Origin of the sequence: Undibacterium sp. CY21W, from assembly GCF_014284265.1 — a bacterium.
GTDB lineage: Bacteria > Pseudomonadota > Gammaproteobacteria > Burkholderiales > Burkholderiaceae_D > Undibacterium > Undibacterium aquatile.
In genome coordinates this window covers 682001-702997 of sequence record NZ_JACOGE010000002.1, presented here as the reverse complement: position 1 = coordinate 702997, position 20997 = coordinate 682001, and the positions used below count along the sequence as shown (strand labels likewise).

General features: G+C 51.3%; 21 protein-coding genes. 14 read left to right on the top strand and 7 right to left on the bottom strand.

The window, feature by feature from the left end:
• Positions 1 to 24: 24 nt before the first annotated feature.
• Complete coding sequence (locus tag H8K29_RS07770; RefSeq protein WP_186897088.1) at positions 25 to 909, bottom strand: LysR substrate-binding domain-containing protein; 885 nt, start codon at positions 907 to 909, stop codon at positions 25 to 27.
• Between the two features lie 303 nt (positions 910 to 1212).
• On the opposite strand from H8K29_RS07770, the gene H8K29_RS07765 reads away from it, so the two are divergent.
• Positions 1213 to 1764, top strand: a complete 552-nt coding sequence (locus tag H8K29_RS07765) for a cob(I)yrinic acid a,c-diamide adenosyltransferase (protein WP_186897087.1) — start codon at positions 1213 to 1215, stop codon at positions 1762 to 1764.
• Between the two features lie 26 nt (positions 1765 to 1790).
• On the opposite strand, the gene H8K29_RS07760 is transcribed toward H8K29_RS07765, so the two are convergent.
• Complete coding sequence (locus H8K29_RS07760) at positions 1791 to 2306, bottom strand: DciA family protein (RefSeq protein ID WP_186897086.1); 516 nt, start codon at positions 2304 to 2306, stop codon at positions 1791 to 1793.
• A gap of 70 nt (positions 2307 to 2376) precedes the next feature.
• On the opposite strand from H8K29_RS07760, the gene H8K29_RS07755 reads away from it, so the two are divergent.
• The 4 genes from H8K29_RS07755 to H8K29_RS07745 all read left to right on the top strand — a co-directional run bounded on the left by H8K29_RS07755 (position 2377) and on the right by H8K29_RS07745 (position 7950).
• Positions 2377 to 3333, top strand: coding sequence for a M23 family metallopeptidase (locus tag H8K29_RS07755; RefSeq protein ID WP_186897085.1), 957 nt, complete (start codon positions 2377 to 2379; stop codon positions 3331 to 3333).
• A gap of 171 nt (positions 3334 to 3504) precedes the next feature.
• A complete protein-coding gene (gene secA, locus H8K29_RS07750; RefSeq protein WP_186897084.1) occupies positions 3505 to 6267 on the top strand; it encodes a preprotein translocase subunit SecA in 2763 nt (920 codons plus the stop codon).
• Between the two features lie 37 nt (positions 6268 to 6304).
• The gene (locus H8K29_RS17925; protein ID WP_255423297.1) at positions 6305 to 6427 is read left to right on the top strand and encodes a hypothetical protein; all 123 of its coding nucleotides are present in this window, start codon (positions 6305 to 6307) and stop codon (positions 6425 to 6427) included.
• 560 nt (positions 6428 to 6987) lie between these two features.
• The gene (locus H8K29_RS07745; RefSeq protein ID WP_255423296.1) at positions 6988 to 7950 is read left to right on the top strand and encodes a DNA methyltransferase; all 963 of its coding nucleotides are present in this window, start codon (positions 6988 to 6990) and stop codon (positions 7948 to 7950) included.
• On the opposite strand, the gene H8K29_RS07740 is transcribed toward H8K29_RS07745, so the two are convergent.
• The 3 genes from H8K29_RS07740 to H8K29_RS07730 all read right to left on the bottom strand — a co-directional run bounded on the left by H8K29_RS07740 (position 7943) and on the right by H8K29_RS07730 (position 9963).
• Entirely contained in the window at positions 7943 to 8881 is a 939-nt protein-coding gene (locus H8K29_RS07740) for a hypothetical protein (RefSeq protein WP_186897082.1), read from the bottom strand. The genes H8K29_RS07745 and H8K29_RS07740 overlap by 8 nt on opposite strands.
• A complete protein-coding gene (locus H8K29_RS07735) occupies positions 8868 to 9119 on the bottom strand; it encodes a helix-turn-helix domain-containing protein (protein ID WP_222611422.1) in 252 nt (83 codons plus the stop codon). The genes H8K29_RS07740 and H8K29_RS07735 overlap by 14 nt, the downstream gene beginning before the upstream one ends.
• 316 nt (positions 9120 to 9435) lie before the next feature.
• Positions 9436 to 9963 (bottom strand): recombinase family protein, encoded by a 528-nt coding sequence (locus tag H8K29_RS07730; RefSeq protein WP_186897081.1) that lies wholly within the window; start codon positions 9961 to 9963, stop codon positions 9436 to 9438.
• A 91-nt stretch (positions 9964 to 10054) separates the two neighbouring features.
• Here H8K29_RS07730 and H8K29_RS07725 point away from each other — a divergent pair, with 91 nt between their 5' ends.
• The 9 genes from H8K29_RS07725 to H8K29_RS07685 all read left to right on the top strand — a co-directional run bounded on the left by H8K29_RS07725 (position 10055) and on the right by H8K29_RS07685 (position 19965).
• A complete protein-coding gene (locus H8K29_RS07725) occupies positions 10055 to 11263 on the top strand; it encodes an acyl-CoA dehydrogenase family protein (RefSeq protein WP_186897080.1) in 1209 nt (402 codons plus the stop codon).
• A 156-nt stretch (positions 11264 to 11419) separates the two neighbouring features.
• The gene (gene argJ, locus H8K29_RS07720) at positions 11420 to 12658 is read left to right on the top strand and encodes a bifunctional glutamate N-acetyltransferase/amino-acid acetyltransferase ArgJ (protein WP_186897079.1); all 1239 of its coding nucleotides are present in this window, start codon (positions 11420 to 11422) and stop codon (positions 12656 to 12658) included.
• Positions 12659 to 12669: 11 nt separating this feature from the next.
• On the top strand, positions 12670 to 13548 hold the full coding sequence (locus tag H8K29_RS07715; RefSeq protein WP_186897078.1) for an ATP-binding protein: 879 nt from the start codon (positions 12670 to 12672) through the stop codon (positions 13546 to 13548).
• Complete coding sequence (locus H8K29_RS07710) at positions 13541 to 13987, top strand: NUDIX domain-containing protein (protein ID WP_186897077.1); 447 nt, start codon at positions 13541 to 13543, stop codon at positions 13985 to 13987. Before H8K29_RS07715 ends, H8K29_RS07710 begins: the two co-directional genes overlap by 8 nt.
• 172 nt (positions 13988 to 14159) lie before the next feature.
• Positions 14160 to 14456, top strand: a complete 297-nt coding sequence (locus H8K29_RS07705) for a hypothetical protein (RefSeq protein ID WP_186882798.1) — start codon at positions 14160 to 14162, stop codon at positions 14454 to 14456.
• 896 nt (positions 14457 to 15352) lie between these two features.
• Positions 15353 to 16477, top strand: coding sequence for an alanine racemase (alr, locus tag H8K29_RS07700; protein ID WP_186897076.1), 1125 nt, complete (start codon positions 15353 to 15355; stop codon positions 16475 to 16477).
• Between the two features lie 63 nt (positions 16478 to 16540).
• Positions 16541 to 17833 carry a D-amino acid dehydrogenase gene (locus H8K29_RS07695; protein WP_186882801.1) on the top strand — a complete coding sequence of 431 codons (1293 nt, stop codon included), beginning with the start codon at positions 16541 to 16543 and terminating at the stop codon, positions 17831 to 17833.
• Positions 17830 to 18378, top strand: a complete 549-nt coding sequence (locus H8K29_RS07690) for a hypothetical protein (protein WP_186897075.1) — start codon at positions 17830 to 17832, stop codon at positions 18376 to 18378. Before H8K29_RS07695 ends, H8K29_RS07690 begins: the two co-directional genes overlap by 4 nt.
• 27 nt (positions 18379 to 18405) lie before the next feature.
• A complete protein-coding gene (locus H8K29_RS07685; protein ID WP_186897074.1) occupies positions 18406 to 19965 on the top strand; it encodes a sigma-54-dependent transcriptional regulator in 1560 nt (519 codons plus the stop codon).
• On the opposite strand, the gene H8K29_RS07680 is transcribed toward H8K29_RS07685, so the two are convergent.
• Both H8K29_RS07680 and zapD read right to left on the bottom strand, forming a co-directional pair.
• The gene (locus tag H8K29_RS07680) at positions 19962 to 20144 is read right to left on the bottom strand and encodes a DNA gyrase inhibitor YacG (RefSeq protein WP_186882804.1); all 183 of its coding nucleotides are present in this window, start codon (positions 20142 to 20144) and stop codon (positions 19962 to 19964) included. The genes H8K29_RS07685 and H8K29_RS07680 overlap by 4 nt on opposite strands.
• A gap of 9 nt (positions 20145 to 20153) precedes the next feature.
• Positions 20154 to 20909 carry a cell division protein ZapD gene (zapD, locus tag H8K29_RS07675; protein ID WP_186882805.1) on the bottom strand — a complete coding sequence of 252 codons (756 nt, stop codon included), beginning with the start codon at positions 20907 to 20909 and terminating at the stop codon, positions 20154 to 20156.
• Positions 20910 to 20997 lie beyond the last annotated feature (88 nt).

Sequence of the window (20997 nt, the reverse complement as noted above, 5' to 3'; positions counted from 1 at the left end):
GCGCCAGGTCGGCGCTGCCCGCATTTAATCCTTAAAGACAGACTGCATCCATTCGATGAACAGTGCTACTTCCGGTCTCAGGCTTGGCTGTGCTTCGTGTACCAGATGGTAGGCGTGCGGCGGCGTTGCCAGTTGTGTGTCAAACAGGCGAATGACTTCTCCGTTGTCTATCATTTCCTGCGCAAAGTGCTGGCGTGTTAAACCTACACCATGACCATGTTTAATCGCTTCGAGTAATAAGCCCAGATCATCAACGCGTAATCCATGCGTTGGTTCTGCCCAGTCTAAACCGGCGACTTCAAACCAGGGTTGCCATGGTTCCAGTGCCGAGCGTAGCAAACAGGCATGGTGTAAATCAGCCGGTGTGCTGATCTTTGGAATCGTCTTTAGATAAGCCGGGCTGGCAACCGCAAAGCTTGGTTCGATGAACAGTTTTTTAGTGACGAGATTAGGATATTCTCCCGCGCCGAATCTGACCTCGACATCACTTTCTGACAAGCTGAGATCGTATAAGGGAACAAACAGATAGACTTCCACTTCGATGTCAGGATGTTTGCTGGTGAATTCTGCCAGACGTGGCATGAACATGTAACGGGCAAACGTTGGCGGCACTGTGACTTTGACGCGCATCTGATTTTGCGTTGCTTTGTTGGGCAACGGAAAATCAGACAAAGTGCGCAACACATTCCGCACCACGTCAAGATAGCGACGACCGAATTCAGTCAGTGTGACGCTGCGGCCTTCTCTGACAAACACACGTTCGCACAAATGTTCTTCGAGTAAACGTATGCGGTGGGAAAGCGCGGAAGGGGTGATGCACAGCTCTTCTGCTGCGACGGCAAATGATCCAAAGCGGGCGGCCGCTTCAAAAGCGGAAAGAGCGTGAACCGGAGGTAATCTTGTAGCCATTCTGTATCCTGATTATTCTTCATCCCATGCGCTCAGTGGCGCACATGCATGCAGTGTGTCTCGTTTATTGGCATAGCGAAGGCGGCGCGAATAGCCGCTAATCCACCATTATGACGCGCATTTCTGACAGCAGCCTTATAAGCCTCTCAGCATTGCAGTTATTAAGTACACCCGGATCTGGCCTACGATAACGCTGGTTTTTTATTTTATGCTGGTAAGCAGCATATTCGATGGTGTCTATTATGATGCGTTCCCGACGTTTTTGGCTTATGCTCTGCGACTTCAGTCCGAATTATATGAGCTATGGGTAACCGACTTTCAAAAATTGCGACACGTACCGGCGATGCTGGTACCACTGGTCTGGGTGACGGTAGTCGTGTTGATAAAGACGCGTTGCGGGTGCACGCGATGGGCGACGTGGATGAACTGAATTCACATATTGGCGTCTTGTTGTGTGAAAACTTATCGCCGCAGTTGCGGCATGAGCTGATCTCTATTCAGCATGATTTATTTGATATGGGCGGCGAGTTGTGTATTCCCGGCTATAGCCTGATTACTGAAACGCAGGTCGCACGTCTGGATGCTTTGCTGGAAAAATATAATGCCGATTTGCCGCCGTTGCGGGATTTTGTTCTGCCCGGGGGAAACCGGCCAGCAGCGCTGGCACATGTGTGCCGCACCGTTTGCCGGCGCGCTGAACGGGCGATTGTGAGTGTCGGGAAAAATGAAGCCATCAATGATCATCCGCGTCAGTATATGAATCGTCTGTCTGATTTGCTGTTCGTTTTGTCGCGGGTTTTGAATCGGGTTGATGGCGGCAGCGATGTTCTGTGGGAAAAAGAACGCGAGCGCTGATTGCTGCTGCACCGTGATGCTCAGTGTTATTTTTTTGGTTGTTGATGGCGCTCTAGCAGCCGTGACAATGCCGCAAGCAGATCCGTGTTCTGGGATGTGTTTTCCAGATTCTGTTCCAGGGTACTGAATGCCTGCAGTGCTTTGCCTGAGAGTGCCAGTTGTTTCACAGGCGGGGCTTTTTCTACGACCCGCTTGACTTGTACTTTGATGCGGACTGCGTTAATCTGCCAGCCCCGCTCTTGCAAGCTGCACAGCAATTTCGGGCATTGTTGTTTCAGTTTGGTTGCTAATGCCGCATTCGGCGCAGACAGCGTCAGCAGACCATCTGCCAGTTGCATGACTTCACAGGTATCAAATATCGGCGGCAAAATCGCACCGCAATCTTTTTGCAGCGACAAATGACGTTGTATCGTAGGTAGCAGCGGCGAAATTTTATCGTTGCTACGCAAAAAATCGCCAGCGCCAGTGGCACCCATAACCGGGCGTCCGCGCTTGATATTGATTCGGTACGGAGGTCGCGATGGTGTGAATGGTGTTGACATGGGCAGCACATTACCACAAACCGGGCGGCGTTACAGCCGCATTCCACAGAGTTTTTAAGGGGTAGTATTGATGCAAATTATATTAATGCACTCCCGCTTTACCCAAGCGAAATCGGTGACTTTGTCGTCACATCATGTCGTGCTGGCGATACTGGGTTTTATGCTCATCACGATTATTTGCGGTGCGCTGATGGCGGCACTCACATTCCGGTTGGCGAGTGCCGATTTACCTTTCTTGCGAAATATCCTGCCGGCCAGCGCCGCTCTGCCAAACGATCCGAATGCGAAAGACCGCTATGTCAAAGAAAACCTGGCGGCAATGGCGGTCAAGCTGGGCGAAATGCAGGCGCAATTGATACGGCTCGATGCCTTGGGCGAGCGTGTGCAAGGTCTGGCAGGCGTTAAACCAGAGGAGTTTAATTTCAAGGAGCTGCCAGCGCGCGGCGGTCCGGAAATTTCCAGCGCACCTTCACATGAACTGAATATGGAAGAGTTTCAGGCAGCGCTGGACGCGTTAGAAAAGGATGTTGAACATCGCTCCGACTATATGAATGTCGTCGAAACGAAGCTGATGGGTTTCAAGATACAGTCAAAAATGTTGCCGACGATACAGCCTGTGAATGTTGCGTATAACGCTTCAGGATTTGGCTGGCGCCTTGATCCGTTCACCGGGCGCAGCGCATTCCATGAAGGCATCGATTTTTCAGCGCCGACCGGAACGCCGATTCAGGCTGCCGCTGGGGGCGTGGTGATTGCCGCTGAGTATCATCCGCAATTTGGCAATATGCTGGAAATTGATCACGGCGGTGAGCTGATCACCCGTTATGCGCATACCTCCAAAATTTATGTGAAGCTCGGCGATATCGTCAAGCGCGGGCAGCATATTGCCGATATAGGCTCGACTGGCCGCTCAACCGGCGCTCATCTGCATTTCGAGGTGCGGGTCAAGGATGTACCGCAAAATCCGCATAAATTCCTGTCCGCCGGAGCCAATCAGGCCAGTCTTTCCGCTTTGAATCAAAAATAAGCTTGAGTTTGTCCAAATAGCCACCAACTCGTACCAATGCGTCAAGGTTTAGGCAGTGATTTGCTGGTCAAGCCGTTCCCGCGTGGTAAAATCGTGAGTTATCCCATATTGTTGCTGTGCAAGCAAGTTTTTGCTGCGGCTTTTTTCAGAATTTAACTTTTCGTTCATAGCATGTCATTCCTGACCAAGATATTCGGCAGCCGCAATCAGCGGCTTTTGAAGCAATACCAAAAGACGGTGCGTGAGATCAACGCATTGGAACCTCAGCTGGAAACTCTGTCAGACGAGGCTTTACAAGCCAAGACTGCTGAATTTAAAGCCCGTGTCGCGAAAGGTGAAACCTTAGACAGTTTGCTGGTAGAAGCATTTGCGGTGTGCCGCGAAGCCAGTAAGCGCGTCCTGAAAATGCGCCATTTCGATGTGCAGATGATAGGCGGTATGGTTCTGCACTACGGCAAAATTGCAGAGATGGGTACCGGCGAAGGTAAAACCCTGATGGGAACCCTGCCGATTTATCTGAATGCTTTGTCTGGCAAGGGCGTGCATGTGGTGACGGTGAATGATTACCTCGCGCAGCGCGATGCCGAATGGATGGGGCAACTCTATGGCTGGCTGGGATTGACGACCGGTATCAATCTGTCGCAACTGGATCACGATGCTAAGCAGGGCGCGTACGCCTCCGATATCACCTACGGCACGAATAACGAATTCGGTTTCGATTACCTGCGCGACAACATGGTGTTTGAAGCGAAAGAGCGCGTACAACGCGGCTTGAATTTCGCCGTTGTCGATGAGGTCGATTCGATTCTGATCGATGAAGCGCGGACACCGCTGATTATTTCCGGTCAGGCTGAAAATCACACCGAACTGTATTACAAGATTAATGAAGTGCCGAAACTGCTGACTTTGCAGATCGGCGAAGAAACGCCGGATGGCAAAGGCCAGATCGAAGTTCCGGGCGACTACACAAAAGATGAAAAAGCGCATCAGGTCTTGCTGACCGAAGCCGGTCACGACAAGGCAGAAAAAATTCTGACGCAGATGGGCTTGTTGCCGGAAGGCGCATCGCTGTATGACGCGGCGCATATCAGCCTGATCCATCATCTGTACGCAGCTTTGCGCGCACATGCCTTGTATTTCAAAGACCAGCACTATGTGGTGTTGGATGATGAAATCGTTATCGTTGATGAATTCACCGGCCGTATGATGACAGGCCGTCGCTGGTCTGATGGTTTGCATCAGGCAGTCGAAGCGAAAGAAGGCGTGAAGATTCAGAATGAGAATCAGACGCTGGCTTCGATCACTTTCCAGAATTACTTCCGCATGTACACCCGACTGTCAGGTATGACAGGTACGGCCGATACCGAAGCGTATGAATTCCAGGAAATTTACGGTCTGGAAACCGTTGTGATTCCGCCGAATCGTCCTTCGCAACGTAAAGATCGACAGGATCAGGTGTATAAATCCGCCGAAGAAAAATACGGCGCGATGTTGAAAGACATACAGGATTGCTACGAACGTGGTCAGCCTGTGCTGGTCGGTACCACATCGATTGAAAATTCCGAATTGTTATCCGACATTCTGACCAAGGCCAAATTGCCGCACAACGTGCTGAATGCGAAACAGCATGCACGTGAAGCGGAAATCGTGGCGCAGGCGGGTCGCCCGAAAGCGATCACGATTGCGACGAACATGGCGGGTCGCGGTACGGATATCGTGCTCGGCGGTAACGTCGCCAAGCAGGTGCAGCTGATCGAAGCGAATCCGGCATTGTCGGATGCTGAGAAACAGGCGCAGTCGCAACAATTGCGCGACGAGTGGAAATCACTCAATGAGCAGGTGGTGAATGCCGGTGGTTTGCATATCGTCGGTACCGAGCGTCACGAATCACGCCGTGTTGATAATCAGTTGCGCGGTCGTTCCGGTCGTCAGGGCGATCCTGGTTCCAGCCGTTTCTATCTGTCGCTGGACGATCAGTTGCTGCGTATTTTCGCCGGTGACCGCGTGCGCGCAATCATGGAACGCCTGAAAATGCCGGAAGGCGAACCGATTGAAGCGGGCATCGTTTCGCGCTCGATAGAATCTGCCCAACGTAAAGTGGAAGCTCGCAATTTCGACGTGCGTAAGCAATTGCTGGAATACGATGACGTTGCTAATGATCAGCGTAAAGTGATTTACCAGCAGCGGAATGAATTGCTGGAAGCGCACGACATGACGGAACTGATGTCGTCGTTGCGTCACGGTATGTTTGCCGATGTGGTGCACATGTATGTGCCGCCGGGTTCGGTCGAAGAGCAGTGGGATATTCCAGGTCTGGAAGCGGCACTGTCGTCTGAATGGGCATTGGATCTGCCGCTGGCCAGCATGGTGGAAAAAGAACCTAATCTGACCGGCGAAGATATTCTTGAACGCGTGCAGCAAGCCGTGAACGCAAGCTACGAAGAAAAAATCGCGATCGTCGGTAAAGAATCTTTCGCTGGCTTCGAGCGCAGCGTCATGTTGCAAAGCATAGACAGCCACTGGCGTGAACACCTGGCTGCACTCGATCATCTGCGTCAGGGTATCCATCTGCGCGGTTACGCACAGAAAAATCCTAAGCAAGAATACAAGCGCGAAGCGTTTGAATTGTTCTCGCAAATGCTGGATCTGATCAAAAATGACGTGGTTCGCACTGTGGTGACTGTCCGTATCCAGTCGCGTGAAGAAATCGAAGCGGCGGAAGAACAAATGGCGCAATCCCAAGTCGGCAACGTGCATTACCAACATGCTGACTTTGATGAAAACGCATCACCGGAAGAAATGCTGGCACCATCTGCAGCGACGAATAACGGTGGCCAGCAGGAAATCACGTATGCATTGAAGGTCGGCCGGAATGATCCTTGCCCTTGCGGCAGCGGTAAAAAATACAAGCAATGCCACGGCAAGCTGGCGTGATGCAAGTCTGACTTTAGTGTCATGCATTGAAAAAGGGATGAAGAAATTCATCCCTTTTTTATGGGCATTTTCTTGCACGATCAACATCGTGCGGTTTGTCGCCGCAGCGGCTGCGTTTGTCTTGGTCATTGTGGCGGCATCCGTGCCTGCACTGACATAGCTGGTAATCTGGTCTGCAACGGCTTTTTTGCTCTCAAATGCATTAAAAATACTCCCCCCTAGTATCTTAAAAGCCCCAATGTTTATGCTGAGGTTAAGCCGATTTCTATAAAAACAGGGGGGAGTATGCGTTTTAACCGCTTCTTTTATGAAGAATCGCGCTGATGTCATCCAGATAATCGCCTGACTTTGCAATGATGGACTGGACGTAAGAAACAGTGTTTATACGGGTTCTAGGCTGTTCGTGTGCAAACGGTGTGCACTCACTTGTTGCAAGTTAGCTCGATAGGGCAGAGGTGCACGTGATTGCTTCGAGCGGACGGTTGGCTCTGTAATCGAGTGCACGGACGACGTACCGCTAGTAAAGGTTGTTCTCTTTCATATCTGCTTGCCTCTTAGATAGACAGGCTTTAGGTCCCGGTGTAAAATCCCAAAATAGGATTTTTTGAGCGACCTTCCATGGATCAGCGAGTTACAAAAAAGCCCCGCACTAGTACCGTTGGGCGGGCGAAAGCACTTACGACTTCAGCTCTCCCCACTCAGCCGCCCTTCGATGACGGGATGGTTACATTGTCATGCGGAAATAGTCTGGATTGCTATGAAAGCTGGGACACGCCAACTGTCATTGTTTCTGACGGTGCCTATGGCATCTTGGGGTTCGAAGGCGACACGTCCAGCCACCTTGACATTGCAAACTGGTACGAGCCTCACATCCAAGCATGGAGCAAGCAAGCGACCGCGCAAACCACTCTTTGGTTTTGGAACTCGGAAATTGGATGGGCAGCAACACACGCCACTCTTGAAAAACATGGGTGGCGGTATGTGAACGCCAACATCTGGAATAAGGGCAGGGGGCATGTGGCTGGGAACGTGAATACGGCTAAGATCCGTCGCTTTCCTGTCGTATCTGAAGTCTGTGTTCAATACGTTTTCGAGGCCCGAATCGATAACCAGACGCTACAGCATTGGCTATACAAGGAATGGAAGCGTACAGGTTTGACGCTTCGATCGGCCAACGAGGCTTGCGGTGTTAAAGATGCGGCAGTAAGAAAGTACCTTGATCAGGGTCATCTTTGGTACTTCCCGCCGCCTGACGTTTTTGCAAAGATGGCGGCCTACGCCAACGAACATGGGAAACCTGAGGGGCGCCCATACTTTTCGCAAGATGGCAAGCGTCCTATGGTGGCAGAAGACTGGGCCAAGATGCGATCAAAGTTTTATTGCCCTCACGGATGGATGAACGTATGGGATCGCCCGCCTCTTAAAGGGGCAGAGCGGTTGAAGGTTTCAGAAAAAAACAGCAAGGTGGCGCATCTGAACCAAAAACCGCTCGACCTGTTGAAGTTAATCATCGAAGCCTCCTCACAGCCCAATGATGTCATTTGGGAGCCGTTCGGCGGCTTATTCTCTGCTAGTTTGGCGGCCAAACAACTTCAACGACGTGCCTTCTCGGCAGAGTTGGACCCTGATTACTTTCAATTGGCATTGACGCGCTTCCAAACTCTGCCAGACCTATTTACTTAAGTAGAGCCTTTTCCGCATCAATGTCGACTATCCCGAATTTCTCGGCGAGTGCTGCTTTGATCGCGGACACGTTGCCGCTTGCTAGTAGAGTGTTCCATTGCCCAATTGTCATGCCGTGGTACTCCATGGCATAAACAGACTTCGCAAACTCTTCAACGTTATGATGGCCCACTCGATCTAGTTTGGCAAAGTTTGTGTCAAGGCGATAGTTGAACTTCCCCATCATTGTTTTAAGCTTTTGTTGATACTCTGGCGAGGGCGAATAGTTCTTGCCATCGTCACCCCAAGACGCCAGCATTTTCTGTGCCTCCTTCAGGTTTGCAGCTTCAATAGCGGGATCATCGTTTGGTTGCCACTTATAGCCTGCCGTATTCGTCTGCTGAAGGTTTTTAGCGCGTTTCTTGGTGTCCTGAGGTTCAAGCACAAGATAATCTGGTGGTTTGTGATATTTACCGTCTCGTGTCTTCGCAACAGTGGCCCCGGATACCACTGCTACACTGATAATTTTTGGCTTCCCGAAAATTAGGAATTCGGGCAACCACGCGATCAATGCCACGTATGTTCGGTCGTCTAAGAAATGGTTTTGGCTATCCTTAAATCGCCCAGTAATCTCGGTAGCAAGTGGAAACCATGCCTTGATCTCAAAACCGGGGGTCGGCTTTACCTCCCCGTCGAGAATAATGTCGGGAAAGCCAGGGTCTTGACGTTTCCAGTTCCCAAGAGACTTGAACTCCGCTTGCTCGTTTAGAAGTTCGCAAGTGTTGATCTCAATCATATTGCCGAGCAAAGGCGACAGCTTCGAGATCACTTTGGCAAGGTTGACTGCAGCGTCAGGTGATACTGGCTTAGTAACCGTTAGGACGTCAAAGATATGGCCTGGAAATTGGTTGAGGTGTTCGCTTGCGGCTTGAATGACTTCACTTGTTTTCATGAATTGCACCGAGGAGTGATTGGAAAAGTGCTGTGGGCTCTACACCAAGGGCTTCGCAAACCAACAGAAACTCGACCACATCTAGACGGCGTTCACCACTCTCGTACTTAGATACAAAAGATTGGGGTTTACCAAGGCGGTTGGCAAGTTCGGCTTGCGTTAACCCTTGGTGCTCGCGTGTGTCAGCCATAACCTGACGAAACACAACATAGGCGGGAGAATGCAGAGACTTGATCATCTGCAAAGTATGAATCCTCTTTTGGGATATCCCATTTTGGGATTATTTTATTAGATTCGGCTGCAGGGTTGACAGAATCTTTAGATTGTTTGTTACTGCACACCTGCAGAATGGACGAGTCTTCGGTCTAAAAAAACTGCAAAAAAATATTGGCAAGTTGGTATCAACCGAACTACTCAGACTTGAATCCAAAAAGTATTTGGAAGGTGTGCGTGGCGCTGGTGGGAGGGGTGCAAACTGAAAGTTCGGGAGGTCGGAGGCGTGGCTTAACGCTGGGCCAGCAAGGGATATGTCGGCGCTGCTGCTGGCAAAATATCTAAAGGGCCGCTCGCTGGCGCTGGTGACTGTGAACCCCTGCCGCGTCTATTTGGGTCTTGTTCGCCTTGGCGATGCGGTAGATGCTGGCGACAGCGATTTCGCAGGTTTTCGCTATATCTTCCTTCGTCAGCCCCTTGTGGTACAGCTTCAACACTTGAGCGGCCTTCGCCTGTGCCGTAGGAACACGGCCAGTGTACTTACCTTCTTCCTTGGCTGCTGCGATACCTACCTTCTGCCGCTCGAGCATGTTTTCGCGCTTGAACTGAGCGATGGAAGCAAACATGTTGAAGGTGAGGCGTCCTGCTCGAGTGCTGGTATCTGTGTTCATATCGAGAATCTGGATCGTTGCACCTTCCTTGGCTACGGCGGCTTCGATTTTGACCATGTGAACCATCGGGCGAGCTACGCGGGACAGGCTGGTGAACACAAGAACGTCACCTTTTTCTAGCTTGGTCAGCACCTTTGCGAACTCTACTCGCTCAGCCATCATTACGCTGCTGATCTGTTCTTGGTAGATTGCCGCCATGCAGCATCAGAAGGCAGTGCCAGTCAGCGCTGGTTTATTGCATACTGCGGGTTCTGCTTTCTAATTTTTGTTCACTAATCCGGGTCTTGTGATGAATCTGAATCTGAGTGTTGCCGACGGCATGTTCCGTGATGAAGTACAGGCGTTTTTGGCGCGTGCTTTACCGGCAGATATCCGCGATAAAGTCTTGAATGGCTGGAAGCTGGAGCGTGACGACTATGTACGCTGGCAAAAGATTTTATTCGCGCAAGGCTGGGGTGGCAGTTCCTGGCCGCAGCAGTTTGGCGGCACCGGCTGGACTGCGGTACAAAAATATCTGTTTGAAGAAGCCTGTGCCGCAGCCGGTGCGCCACGCCTGCCGCCGTTCGGCATCAAGATGGTGGCGCCGGTGTTGATGGCGTTTGGCTCGCCGCAGCAGCAACAACGCTATCTGCCCAAAATTTTATCGGCGGATGAGTGGTGGTGTCAGGGCTATTCGGAGCCGGGTGCGGGCTCCGATCTGGCGGCAGTCAAAACCAGTGCCGTCAGAATGCGCGATGCCGACGGCGAATATTATCTCGTCAACGGGCAGAAAACCTGGACCACGCTGGCGCAGTATGCCGACTGGATTTTCTGCCTGGTACGTACCGATAAAGAGGTCAAACCGCAGCGCGGCATTTCTTTCCTGCTGATCGATATGAAGTCGCCGGGCATTACGGTGCGCCCGATTATCACGATGGATGGCGCGCATGAAATTAACGAAGTCTGGTTTGATCAGGTTCGGGTGCCGGCAGAAAATCTGGTTGGTCAGGAAAATCAGGGCTGGACCTATGCCAAGTTTTTACTGGGCCATGAGCGCACGAATATCGCCGGAATAGGCATAGCCAAACGTGAGTTGGGACGCCTGAAAAAGCTGGCGCTACGTACATTTAAAAATGGCCAGCCTTTGCTTGCAGACCCGCAGTTTGCGGAGCGCGTGGCGCAGGTGGAAATTGATCTGATGGCGCTGGAAATTACCAACCTGCGCGTGCTGTCAGCAGAGGCCAGCCAGCGCGCGCCGGGGCCGGAAGCATCGATACTGAAAATCAAAGGGACAGAAATTCAGCAAGCCATCAGCGAATTAATGATGCAGGCATTGGGGCCGCAGGCGCAGCCATTTCAGCCGGAAACTGCGGTGTATGGATATGACGGCGACGCGGCGAACGATGGCGATGCGCGTTCGCTGGGATCAAATTATTTCAACCTGCGTAAGTTATCGATTTACGGCGGTTCTAACGAGATACAAAAAAATATCATTGCCCAGATGATGATGGGCTTGTAATGTCCCGCGCCGGAAGAGGCGGATGCTGCGGGCATTTGCTTCTGTTATCTGCTTATGTCATCCGTTTTGTCATTCATTCCCAGTGCTGATTTTGCCGTTCGCTGAACAATAAAATGTCCTACAATGGCGGCTTGATTTCATCGCAAGGAAACTATCATGGCCGTCAATTCTCCCGTCCCTGTCGCTGCTGATCTGAAACCGGTTGCCGGTATTCGTCTGGGGCATGCCGAAGCAGGTATCCGCAAAGCTAACCGCAAAGATGTGCTGGTCATGGAACTGGCACCGACGGCAACCGTGTCCGGCGTCTTCACGACCAACCGTTTTTGCGCCGCGCCGGTACAGGTCTCGAAAGCCCATCTGGAAGGCATGCACATGGCATCCGCCCCTATACGCGCGCTGGTCGTGAATACCGGCAATGCGAACGCGGGAACCGGCGATGCAGGCTTGGCGGCGGCGAATGCGACTTGTGCTGCGCTGGCTGATTTGCTGGGTTGTGAAGCGGCGCAGATTCTGCCGTTTTCTACCGGCGTGATTCTGGAACCTTTGCCTGTTGATCGTCTGGTGGCCGGTTTGCCGCAAGCGATTGCCAATCTGAAAGAAGACAACTGGTTTTTCGCTGCTGAAGCGATTATGACGACCGATACGCAGCCGAAAGCCGCATCCGCGACCGTAGAGATAGCTGGTAAAACCGTCACCATGACCGGCATCAGTAAAGGCGCCGGCATGATCAAGCCGAATATGGCGACCATGCTCGGCTATCTGGCGCTGGACGCAAAAGTCGCGCAACCCGTACTCGATCATCTGGTCAAGCAGGCCGCTGATAAATCGTTTAACTGCATCACAATTGATGGCGATACCTCCACCAACGATTCTTTCATGCTGATCGCGACCGGTGCGGGTGAAGTGGAAGTGAATGAAATCGGTTCACCGGAATACGCGCAACTGGCGAAAGCGGTGATCGATCTGTCGCAAAAACTCGCGCACATGATTATCCGTGACGGTGAAGGTGCAACCAAGTTCATCACAATTGCCGTCGAAGAAGGGCGTGATATTGAAGAATGCCGCAAAATTGCGTACTCGATTGCCCATTCGCCGTTGGTGAAAACCGCTTTCTTTGCATCTGATCCAAATCTCGGCCGTATCCTCGCGGCGATTGGTTATGCAGGCGTGACCGATCTTGATGTCAGCAAACTGAATCTGTATCTGGATGATGTCTGGGTCGCGAAAAATGGTGGCCGCAATCCTGATTACCGTGAAGAAGACGGGCAGCGCGTGATGAAGCAAAGCGAGATCACCGTCCGCGTCAAACTTGCACGCGGTAACGCCAGCGCCACGGTCTGGACCTGTGATTTGTCGCATGACTACGTATCGATCAATGCCGATTACCGTTCCTGATGTGCTGAACTATGACGCAGCTTGATCAGTTTTTACTCCGCGCCGAACATGTATTGAACCGGCTGGAAAGTTTGCTGCCGATGGCAACACCAACGCCGGACTGGCAGCTCGGTCATGCGTTTCGCTGGCGCAAACGCGGTGGACAAGGTTACTTGCAAGTTGTCCGTCACGCCTCTGCCATTCAGCTCGATGATCTGCACAACATCGCACCGCAAAAGGCGCAGATCGAGCAAAATACGCGGCAGTTTGTACAAGGGCTGCCTGCGAATAACGTCTTGCTGACCGGAGCCAGAGGTACGGGCAAATCTTCGCTGATCAAAGCTTGTCTGCACCAGTTTGCCGATCAGGGCTTGCGTCTGATTGAAGTTGATAAAAGCAATTTGGCTGATCTGGGCGATATCGTTGATCTGATCGCAGAGCGGCCTGAGCGCTTCATCATCTTCTGCGATGATTTATCGTTTGAGGAAGGCGAGGCCGGTTACAAAGCTCTGAAAGTCGCACTGGACGGCAGCATTGCAACGCAGTCCGATAATGTCCTGATTTATGCGACCTCGAACCGCCGCCATCTGTTGCCGGAAAAAATGTCGGACAACAGCAGTTATACACATGGCGACGATGGTGATCTGCATCCCGGCGAAACGGTGGAAGAAAAAATCTCTTTGTCGGAACGCTTCGGTTTATGGGTATCGTTTTATCCATTCAAGCAAGACGATTATCTGGAGATCGTCGCCCACTGGCTCCATCATTTTGGTTGCAGCGCCGCGCAGATTGAAGAAGCCCGCGCCGAAGCCTTGCGCTGGGCTTTGCAGCGCGGCTCGCGCTCTGGTCGCGTCGCGTGGCAGTTTGCACGAGACTACGCCGGTAAAGTGACGAAGGTGCCGCATGTCTGAAGTCGCGCCTGTGTCTGTCAAACCCGTCGATGTGGCGGTTGGCATCTTAATGAAGCCGAATGGCGATGTCTTGCTTGGTCAGCGTCCCGCAGGAAAACCCTACGAAGGATATTGGGAATTCCCCGGCGGCAAAGTGGAGGAAGGCGAAACCATTTTGCATGCGCTGAAGCGGGAATTTGTCGAAGAGCTGGGCATTCAGATACTGAGTGCGGATCCGTGGTGTGGCGTTGAACATGTGTATCCGCATGCCCATGTCCGGCTGCATTTTTACATCTGCCGCGAATGGCAGGGAGAGCCGCAAAGCCTGGAGGGGCAGGCATTCGCCTGGCAAGGCAGCGTCGGCGTGACTCCCTTGTTACCAGCGACGATTCCCCTGCTTGAGTGGCTGGGTTTATTGCAAAACGACCAGATGTCCACGCAGGTCGGCTCTCTTTCTTGAAACATTTCTCGACTTCGTAATTGCTTGGTTCTGTGCCGTTGATATTACCTCAATGGCATGGTACGAATGATGCCCCCTACGGGGCTACGCAAACTTAATGAAATATCAAATAGGCATGCGATATAATCTTTGTGCTCAAGGAATTGATTGAGCTACTTGCCAAGAGAATATAATGAAAAATACAATATTCGCATTGCTGAAATTCAATGTAATCGCCTTTGCTGTGCTATTTGCGGTTGCGATCATAATTAATGATAATTACAAAAGGCAACCAGACGGTCTGATTCCAGGGTTCATGTTATTAGGAATTATTGTCTGGAACATCAAAATTATTCTGAATCGACGCAAAGAAATAGTTTCTTCTGTAACAGATAAAGTTATTGATGTCGCAGCCGCATCTATCGAATTAAAAGATGCAGCAAGTGTACGTATTCAGGAAAGGATTAAAGAACGACAAAATCAGAAATAACAATCTGGTTTGGTTCTATTTATTTTTTTACGGTAATTCAACTTCAATTTTGGATGCTGTTGGCACTACTCTTTTTGATGTAAATTTCACTTGTCTTCGTGGATGTATGCACCAAGCGATCACTGATTTCATGAATGCAATTTCTTGTCTTTTTGGTATCGGCAAGCGTAGGGTGCGCCACACGTACCAATTAGCCGATGTTCGCCAATAGGCAAAAGGGTGATAGATAAAACGAGTGTGCACTACATTTGACGGAGCAGGCAGTTGGTCAGATGCCCGCCACCATCGTATTTCAAAAGGCGGAACCGCAACAGGTTCTGCCTTTTTTATGCCCGCAACGCGCAGAAATGGCTTCTGGCATTAAAAATATACCCCCGGGAGTATATTTAAAAGCCCTTTATTTATAGGGAGATAAAGGCATTTTTGGCACATACCCCCATAAAAATACCTGATCGACTGATGTTTTCCGTGTTGCTGCGCCGCGTACCGTTTCGCCCGCATGCAATCTGCCAGCAAGTCGTTGATGCGGTGGTGTTCTGGGCAGGTGCATCAAGCCTGGTGTTTTTTCTAATTCATCACCATTTCCTTTTAGTATTCGATTGCCTGATATTTTTTTGGGTGAAAATGGTCGTCGCTCGTTTTTAATTCGGTGATGTATTAAAATGTGTACACTGTATTGATTTATATACGATGTGCCGGTTTTGATACGATTCAGTCTGGCTCTTCATGTGATTCCGGGTGAATGCCGCAGCAGGTGTATTGAAACCAATACATCTGTTTCTGGGTGGTTTCCCGGGCTATAAGCTAAGTCTTTGAATTGATGAGACTAATTCACGTGGCACGGGCATTGCTATGAATACTCATCATTTTCCCGGTAGCGATGGAGTGCGAAGAACATGCAACAAGTAGCTGGAAAGAGTGGCGCGGTACTGCGTATTGATTTGCAGGCGGTGCGGGGCAATTACAGGCTGCTGCGCAGCAAACTCGGCACTGCGCATTGCGGCGCTGCTGTCAAAGCCGATGCTTATGGGCTGGGTGCAATTCCGGTCGCGCAGGTATTGTTCGATGAAGGTTGCCGGCATTTTTTTGTCGCGCATCTTGAAGAGGCCATCAGCTTACGTCCACATTTACCTGAGACGGCTGAGATTATTGTGATGCACGGCTCGCCCGTCGGCTATGAGGCTGAATTTCTCGAGCATCGCTGTATGCCGGTGCTGAACAGTCGTGAACAGATTCTGGCGTGGCGCAAGCTGGCGGCGCAAAAACAAACGGCTTTACCTGCCATCATTCAGTTTGACACCGGTATGGCACGCATGGGGCTGTCTGCGGCGGAAGTTGAGCAATGGCGCGCCGATCCTGATTTTATTCAGGGGATAGCTGTGCGTTACGCCATGAGTCATCTGGCGTGCGCGGAAGACCAGAGTAATCCTATGAATCGTCAGCAACTTCAACGTTTTCAGCAGATTCGTCAACTGCTTCCTTCTGCTGGCGGCAGTCTGGCAAATTCTTCGGGCATTTTTCTGGGGCCTGATTTCCACTTTGATCTGGCGCGCCCCGGTGCGGCTTTATACGGTATCGCCCCGGTCGCTGGACAGGAAAATCCTTTATTCCCAGTGGCGTACTTGCAAGGTCGTATCATTCAGACCCGCGAAATCTCTGCCGGTACCACTGTCGGCTATGGTGCGACATGGCAGGCCAGCGAAACGACCCGCATCGCGACGGTGGCGGTGGGTTATGCCGACGGCTGGATGCGCAGCCTGAGCAACCGGGGTATCGCACAGATCGCCGGGCACGATGTGCCTATGGTCGGTAAAGTATCGATGGATACGATCACGCTGGATGTGACGCAGGTCGCCAGCGAGCATTTGCAACCAGGGGCATTGGTTGATTTGATTTCTGCCACTAATACAGTGGATGCGGTGGCAGGTAAAGCTTCCACCATCGCTTACGAAATTCTGACCAGTCTGGGCGCGCGTTATCAGCGCGAGTATACAGACGGCAAACCAGATGGCAAACAATAGACGAACAATAGACGAACAACGCATCCGCGCTTAATTCAGTATTCAGTATCCAGGAGAAATAATATGAAAGTAGTGATCCTCGGCTCCGGCGTCATCGGCACCACCTCCGCATATTTTCTGGCAAAAGCCGGCCATGAAGTAACGGTGATTGACCGTCAGCCAGCTGCTGCGCTGGAAACCAGTTATGGCAATGCAGGCGAAGTATCGCCAGGCTATTCCTCGCCATGGGCCGGGCCGGGCGTGCCGCTGAAAGCCATCAAATGGCTGATGATGAAACACAGCCCGCTGGCGATTCAGCCGACGCTGGATCTGAATACCTGGCGCTGGGTCATGCAGATGCTGATGAATTGCACCAACGCACGCTATGAAGTGAATAAAGGACGTATGTTGCGCATGGCAGAATACAGTCGCGATGTATTGCAGCAATTGCGTGCTGACACTGGCATTTCTTATGATGAGCGCACACAAGGAACCTTGCAGTTATTCCGGAATCAGGCGCAGCTCGATGGTGCGGCAGCCGACATCGACATTCTGAAACGCTACGATGTTCCTTACGAAACGCTGGATAAAGCAGGTTGTCTGAAAGTCGAGCCAGCGTTGGTGAATGTGCAGGAAAAATTTGTCGGTGCCTTGCGTTTGCCGGGCGATGAAACCGGCGACTGCTTCAAGTTCACACAGAATCTGGCGAAGCTGGCAGAAGGCCTTGGGGTGCAGTTTAAGTACGGCGTGACGATACAGAAACTGGTACACGAAGGTGACGAGATTACTTCCGTCATCACATCGGAAGGCGAATTCAAGGCTGACCGTTACGTGCTGGCGCTGGGCAGTTACTCGCCTTTCCTGTTGCGCGATCTGGGTATCAAAATTCCGGTGTATCCGATTAAAGGATATTCGATTACGGTACCGATCACCGATGCGACACGCGCCCCTGAATCCACCGTCATGGATGAAACTTATAAGATCGCGATTACCCGTCTTGGTGATCGTATCCGGGTTGGCGGAACAGCTGAGATTGCCGGTTATAACCTCGATCTGCGCAAAGAGCGACGCGATACTTTGGAGTTCTCTGTTAACGATTTATTTCCGGGTGGTGGCGATGTCAGTCAGGCAGAATTCTGGACTGGTTTGCGGCCGATGACACCGGATGGCACGCCTATCGTTGGCCCTACACCTTACCGTAATTTATTCCTGAATACAGGTCATGGCACGCTGGGCTGGACGATGTCATGTGGCTCTGGTCAGTTCATCGCTGACATTGTTTCGGGCAAGCGCCCGGCGATTTCTACCGAAGGTTTGTTCATGGATCGTTATGGCAGCGTTAATCGTCCTGTTGTAATGCCTCAGGAATTGGTATGAGTCAGTTTGAGCAATTGCTGTCATCAACGCAGATATTTGCAGATGCGAATCTGAATACCCGTTTTTATACGGCAATTGAACTGCTGGCCCAGATCATGATGGAGATGCCGAGAGCAACGAACATCAGCAGTCTGGTGGCAACGACGGGAAAATCACCGCGGCTGATCCGTTCTATTCTCTCGACTCTGAGTCAGAATGGCCTGGTCGGGCGTGATAGCAAAGAGAAAGATGCCTGGCATTGTCGCGACTGCAGTAGCATCTTTACACTGGCGGATGTTTATCGTTGCTTTGTTGAGGCTGAAGAACGCGCTTTGAAAGGCGCAGGCAATGACTGCAGTCTTGTCGGTGACGAACCGCGATCTGGCCGGAACTCGAGCCAGCAGAGCGTGGATCTGTTACTGATCCAGGTCAGAATGACGGTGAACCGAGCCGTGCTGGAGCAACTCGAGCAATTTGATCTGGGACGCTTGCGCGGTCTGGCGGCAACAAATAGTTTTCGCAGTCACTACGCGCGCCCACGCGACTACATTCCCGAGCCGCATTGATTTTCCACCACATTCATTCATCAACTCATGCGCATTAATATTCAGTTTCGTGACCGGGTTGGCATCGCACATGAAATATTGGCGGTGTTGGCCAGACGCGGCCTGAATGTCGTTGCGGTTGAAGTTGATCCGCCGAATATTTACATCGATAGCCCGGAACTGCTTGAATACATGCTTCCTGCCTTGCAGGAGGATTGCCAGAAGGTGAATGGTGTCGGGCAGATTGAGGTGATTGATGTACTGCCGGGCATACGCCGACGCTTACATCTGGACACCATGATGGCGGTCATGGAAGACCCTGTGTTGGCGGTGGATGGCAGCGGTAATCTGGTCATCGCCAATGCCGCTGCGGCAGCGGTTGCGGGGATGGATGAAGCAGCGTTGTGCCGGTTGACCCTGAGTCAGGTGCTGGATGATGCGGCGCTGCAAGAGGAGCTGATTGCGAACGGATTCCGTATCCCGAGTCGTGAAGTGAGCTTGTATGGCGAACCTTTCTTTATGGATGTGACGCCAGTATCAGAACCCTTACTTCCGGAACTTACACCCTTATCGCGCTCTGTCGGTGCCGTATTGACGTTTCATGCCCCTACACGCATCGGCGGCAGGATTCATGCCCTGCAGAATTCTGCAGGCAGCGGCTTTGACTTGCTGATCGGTGAGTCTGAGCAGATGCGCGTTCTGAAAAAACGCGCAGCCCGGATGGCGGTGGTCGATGCGCCTTTGCTAATTACAGGTGAAACTGGCACAGGTAAAGAATTACTTGCGCAAGCTTGTCATGGCGTCAGCAACAGAAGTAACGCACCATTTCTTGAGTTAAATTGCGCGGCCTTGCCCGAGAGTCTTGCCGAAAGCGAGTTATTCGGTTACATGTCAGGTGCCTTCACCGGTGCGCAGCGTGGCGGCAAACCCGGTTTGTTTGAAATGGCCGATGGCGGCACCGTTTTTCTGGATGAAATTGGTGAGATGTCCCTGTATCTGCAGGCGAAGTTGTTGCGGTTTTTAAATGACGGTAAGTTTCGCCGTATCGGCGGCGATAAAGAAGTCAGGGTGAACGTGCGTATCATCAGCGCGACGCACAGGAATTTGCCCAAGATGGTACAAGAGGGCTTGTTTCGCGAGGATTTGTTTTACCGCTTGAATGTTTTACATCTGGAGATGCCAGCTTTACGCGACCGCCCTGATGACATTTTGCTGCTTGCCGGACATTTTATTGAACGAGCCTGCACGCAGTCACAAAAACCGGTTTGTCGTCTGAATTCGTCTGCCTGTGCTGCACTGGTATCGAATCGCTGGCCGGGCAATGTGCGACAGTTGCAAAACGTCGTTTTCAGAGCCATTACGATGTCGGATCAGCGGGTGCTTGGCGCTGCTGATGTGGATTGGGCAGAGGGCAGCATCAGTGCCGATGAGGTCAATCTGGATACGGCAGAAAACTGGGATTTATCGGTGTCAGCGTTTGAACGGGCGCTGCTTGAACGGCTTTATCCGCAATATCCTTCCAGCCGGAAACTGGCCGCCAGACTTGCAACTTCCCATTCCATGATTGCGACGAAGTTACGCAAGTATGGCATACCGCAAAAGCGTTAATTCACTGCGCTTTCTTCGGGGTCTTCCGGTAAATTGACGGCAGGAATCGTATATTTTTCTTCAGCCCATGCGCCAAGGTCGATCTGCTTGCAGCGTTCCGAACAAAATGGACGCCAAAGGCTGCTTTCTTTCCATTCCACCTTGTTGCTGCAGGTGGGGCAATTGACAAAGGTAGCCATATTCAGAAATTAAAAATTACAGAGTGTGAGGTCGAAGGTGATATCGCCCTCAAATGCTTTGGGTTTCATATCGCCATCTTGTGACATGAAGCGTATCCAGAGCATATATTTGTTGGCTGAAATTTCAGGAATAGCGCCAGTCTCACGAGCTACGTTGACGCGCAAGAGTTGATACACTTTTCCCTGTAACATCTGCTGATAACTACCGGTTTGTGCAATGACTTTGCTTGTTGTGCCGGACTCCCGCAAAAGACGTAAGACCACATTGATCGCATCAAATAACGGGGCGATCGGTGCAAACCAGGCAGTAATGTCGGCAAATCGTTTTTCAGTCGTGTTTTTTTGCCAGGCGTGATAGCTGGGTAAATCGAATTCACATGCGCCACCGGGAATAATGGTACGGCCGCGTATGCTCATCAGCCATTCATTGTCGCGAATGTTTTGTCCGGTTTTTCCGGTGCAGGCAATGAGTGCACTGCTGACGCGGTCGACATCGTCAAGCACTTTATCCAGCATTTCTGCCTGCACATTGGGATTGGACTTGAAACCGATCAGGGTGTGTTTTTGGCGCTCAAGCTCTTGCAGTAAATCGGATTTCAGATCGGCACGGCCTGCCACTTCCAGCATTTCAAAAATGGTTGCGAGCGCGATGTGATGTTGCAGAGGGTCTGGCTGATGCAGGAAAAAAGTAAATTTTTCGTACAGGTCTTCCAAACGCAATAGCGTTCGAATACGCTCGTTGAAAGGGTATTCGTAAACAATCAAAATAGTTTCCCTGTTTAAATTTATGCCAACTCTAGCCTCACGTGATTCTGAACCATACTGTCAGAAAATACAAATGCCACGTGAATTT

What these genes read in the sequence shown, in the direction of transcription:
- H8K29_RS07695 (WP_186882801.1), top strand. Translation starts at nt 16,541, where the DNA reads ATGAAAGTAGTGATCCTCGGCTCCGGCGTCATCGGCACCACCTCCGCA.
- H8K29_RS07690 (WP_186897075.1), top strand. Translation starts at nt 17,830, where the DNA reads ATGAGTCAGTTTGAGCAATTGCTGTCATCAACGCAGATATTTGCAGAT.
- H8K29_RS07685 (WP_186897074.1), top strand. Translation starts at nt 18,406, where the DNA reads ATGCGCATTAATATTCAGTTTCGTGACCGGGTTGGCATCGCACATGAA.
- H8K29_RS07725 (WP_186897080.1), top strand. Translation starts at nt 10,055, where the DNA reads ATGAATCTGAATCTGAGTGTTGCCGACGGCATGTTCCGTGATGAAGTA.
- argJ (WP_186897079.1), top strand. Translation starts at nt 11,420, where the DNA reads ATGGCCGTCAATTCTCCCGTCCCTGTCGCTGCTGATCTGAAACCGGTT.
- H8K29_RS07705 (WP_186882798.1), top strand. Translation starts at nt 14,160, where the DNA reads ATGAAAAATACAATATTCGCATTGCTGAAATTCAATGTAATCGCCTTT.
- H8K29_RS07715 (WP_186897078.1), top strand. Translation starts at nt 12,670, where the DNA reads ATGACGCAGCTTGATCAGTTTTTACTCCGCGCCGAACATGTATTGAAC.
- H8K29_RS07710 (WP_186897077.1), top strand. Translation starts at nt 13,541, where the DNA reads ATGTCTGAAGTCGCGCCTGTGTCTGTCAAACCCGTCGATGTGGCGGTT.
- secA (WP_186897084.1), top strand. Translation starts at nt 3,505, where the DNA reads ATGTCATTCCTGACCAAGATATTCGGCAGCCGCAATCAGCGGCTTTTG.
- H8K29_RS07765 (WP_186897087.1), top strand. Translation starts at nt 1,213, where the DNA reads ATGGGTAACCGACTTTCAAAAATTGCGACACGTACCGGCGATGCTGGT.
- H8K29_RS17925 (WP_255423297.1), top strand. Translation starts at nt 6,305, where the DNA reads ATGAAGAAATTCATCCCTTTTTTATGGGCATTTTCTTGCACGATCAAC.
- H8K29_RS07760 (WP_186897086.1), bottom strand. Translation starts at nt 2,306, where the DNA reads ATGTCAACACCATTCACACCATCGCGACCTCCGTACCGAATCAATATC.
- H8K29_RS07680 (WP_186882804.1), bottom strand. Translation starts at nt 20,144, where the DNA reads ATGGCTACCTTTGTCAATTGCCCCACCTGCAGCAACAAGGTGGAATGG.
- H8K29_RS07770 (WP_186897088.1), bottom strand. Translation starts at nt 909, where the DNA reads ATGGCTACAAGATTACCTCCGGTTCACGCTCTTTCCGCTTTTGAAGCG.
- H8K29_RS07740 (WP_186897082.1), bottom strand. Translation starts at nt 8,881, where the DNA reads ATGAAAACAAGTGAAGTCATTCAAGCCGCAAGCGAACACCTCAACCAA.
- H8K29_RS07745 (WP_255423296.1), top strand. Translation starts at nt 6,988, where the DNA reads ATGGTTACATTGTCATGCGGAAATAGTCTGGATTGCTATGAAAGCTGG.
- H8K29_RS07735 (WP_222611422.1), bottom strand. Translation starts at nt 9,119, where the DNA reads ATGATCAAGTCTCTGCATTCTCCCGCCTATGTTGTGTTTCGTCAGGTT.
- H8K29_RS07755 (WP_186897085.1), top strand. Translation starts at nt 2,377, where the DNA reads ATGCAAATTATATTAATGCACTCCCGCTTTACCCAAGCGAAATCGGTG.
- H8K29_RS07730 (WP_186897081.1), bottom strand. Translation starts at nt 9,963, where the DNA reads ATGGCGGCAATCTACCAAGAACAGATCAGCAGCGTAATGATGGCTGAG.
- alr (WP_186897076.1), top strand. Translation starts at nt 15,353, where the DNA reads ATGCAACAAGTAGCTGGAAAGAGTGGCGCGGTACTGCGTATTGATTTG.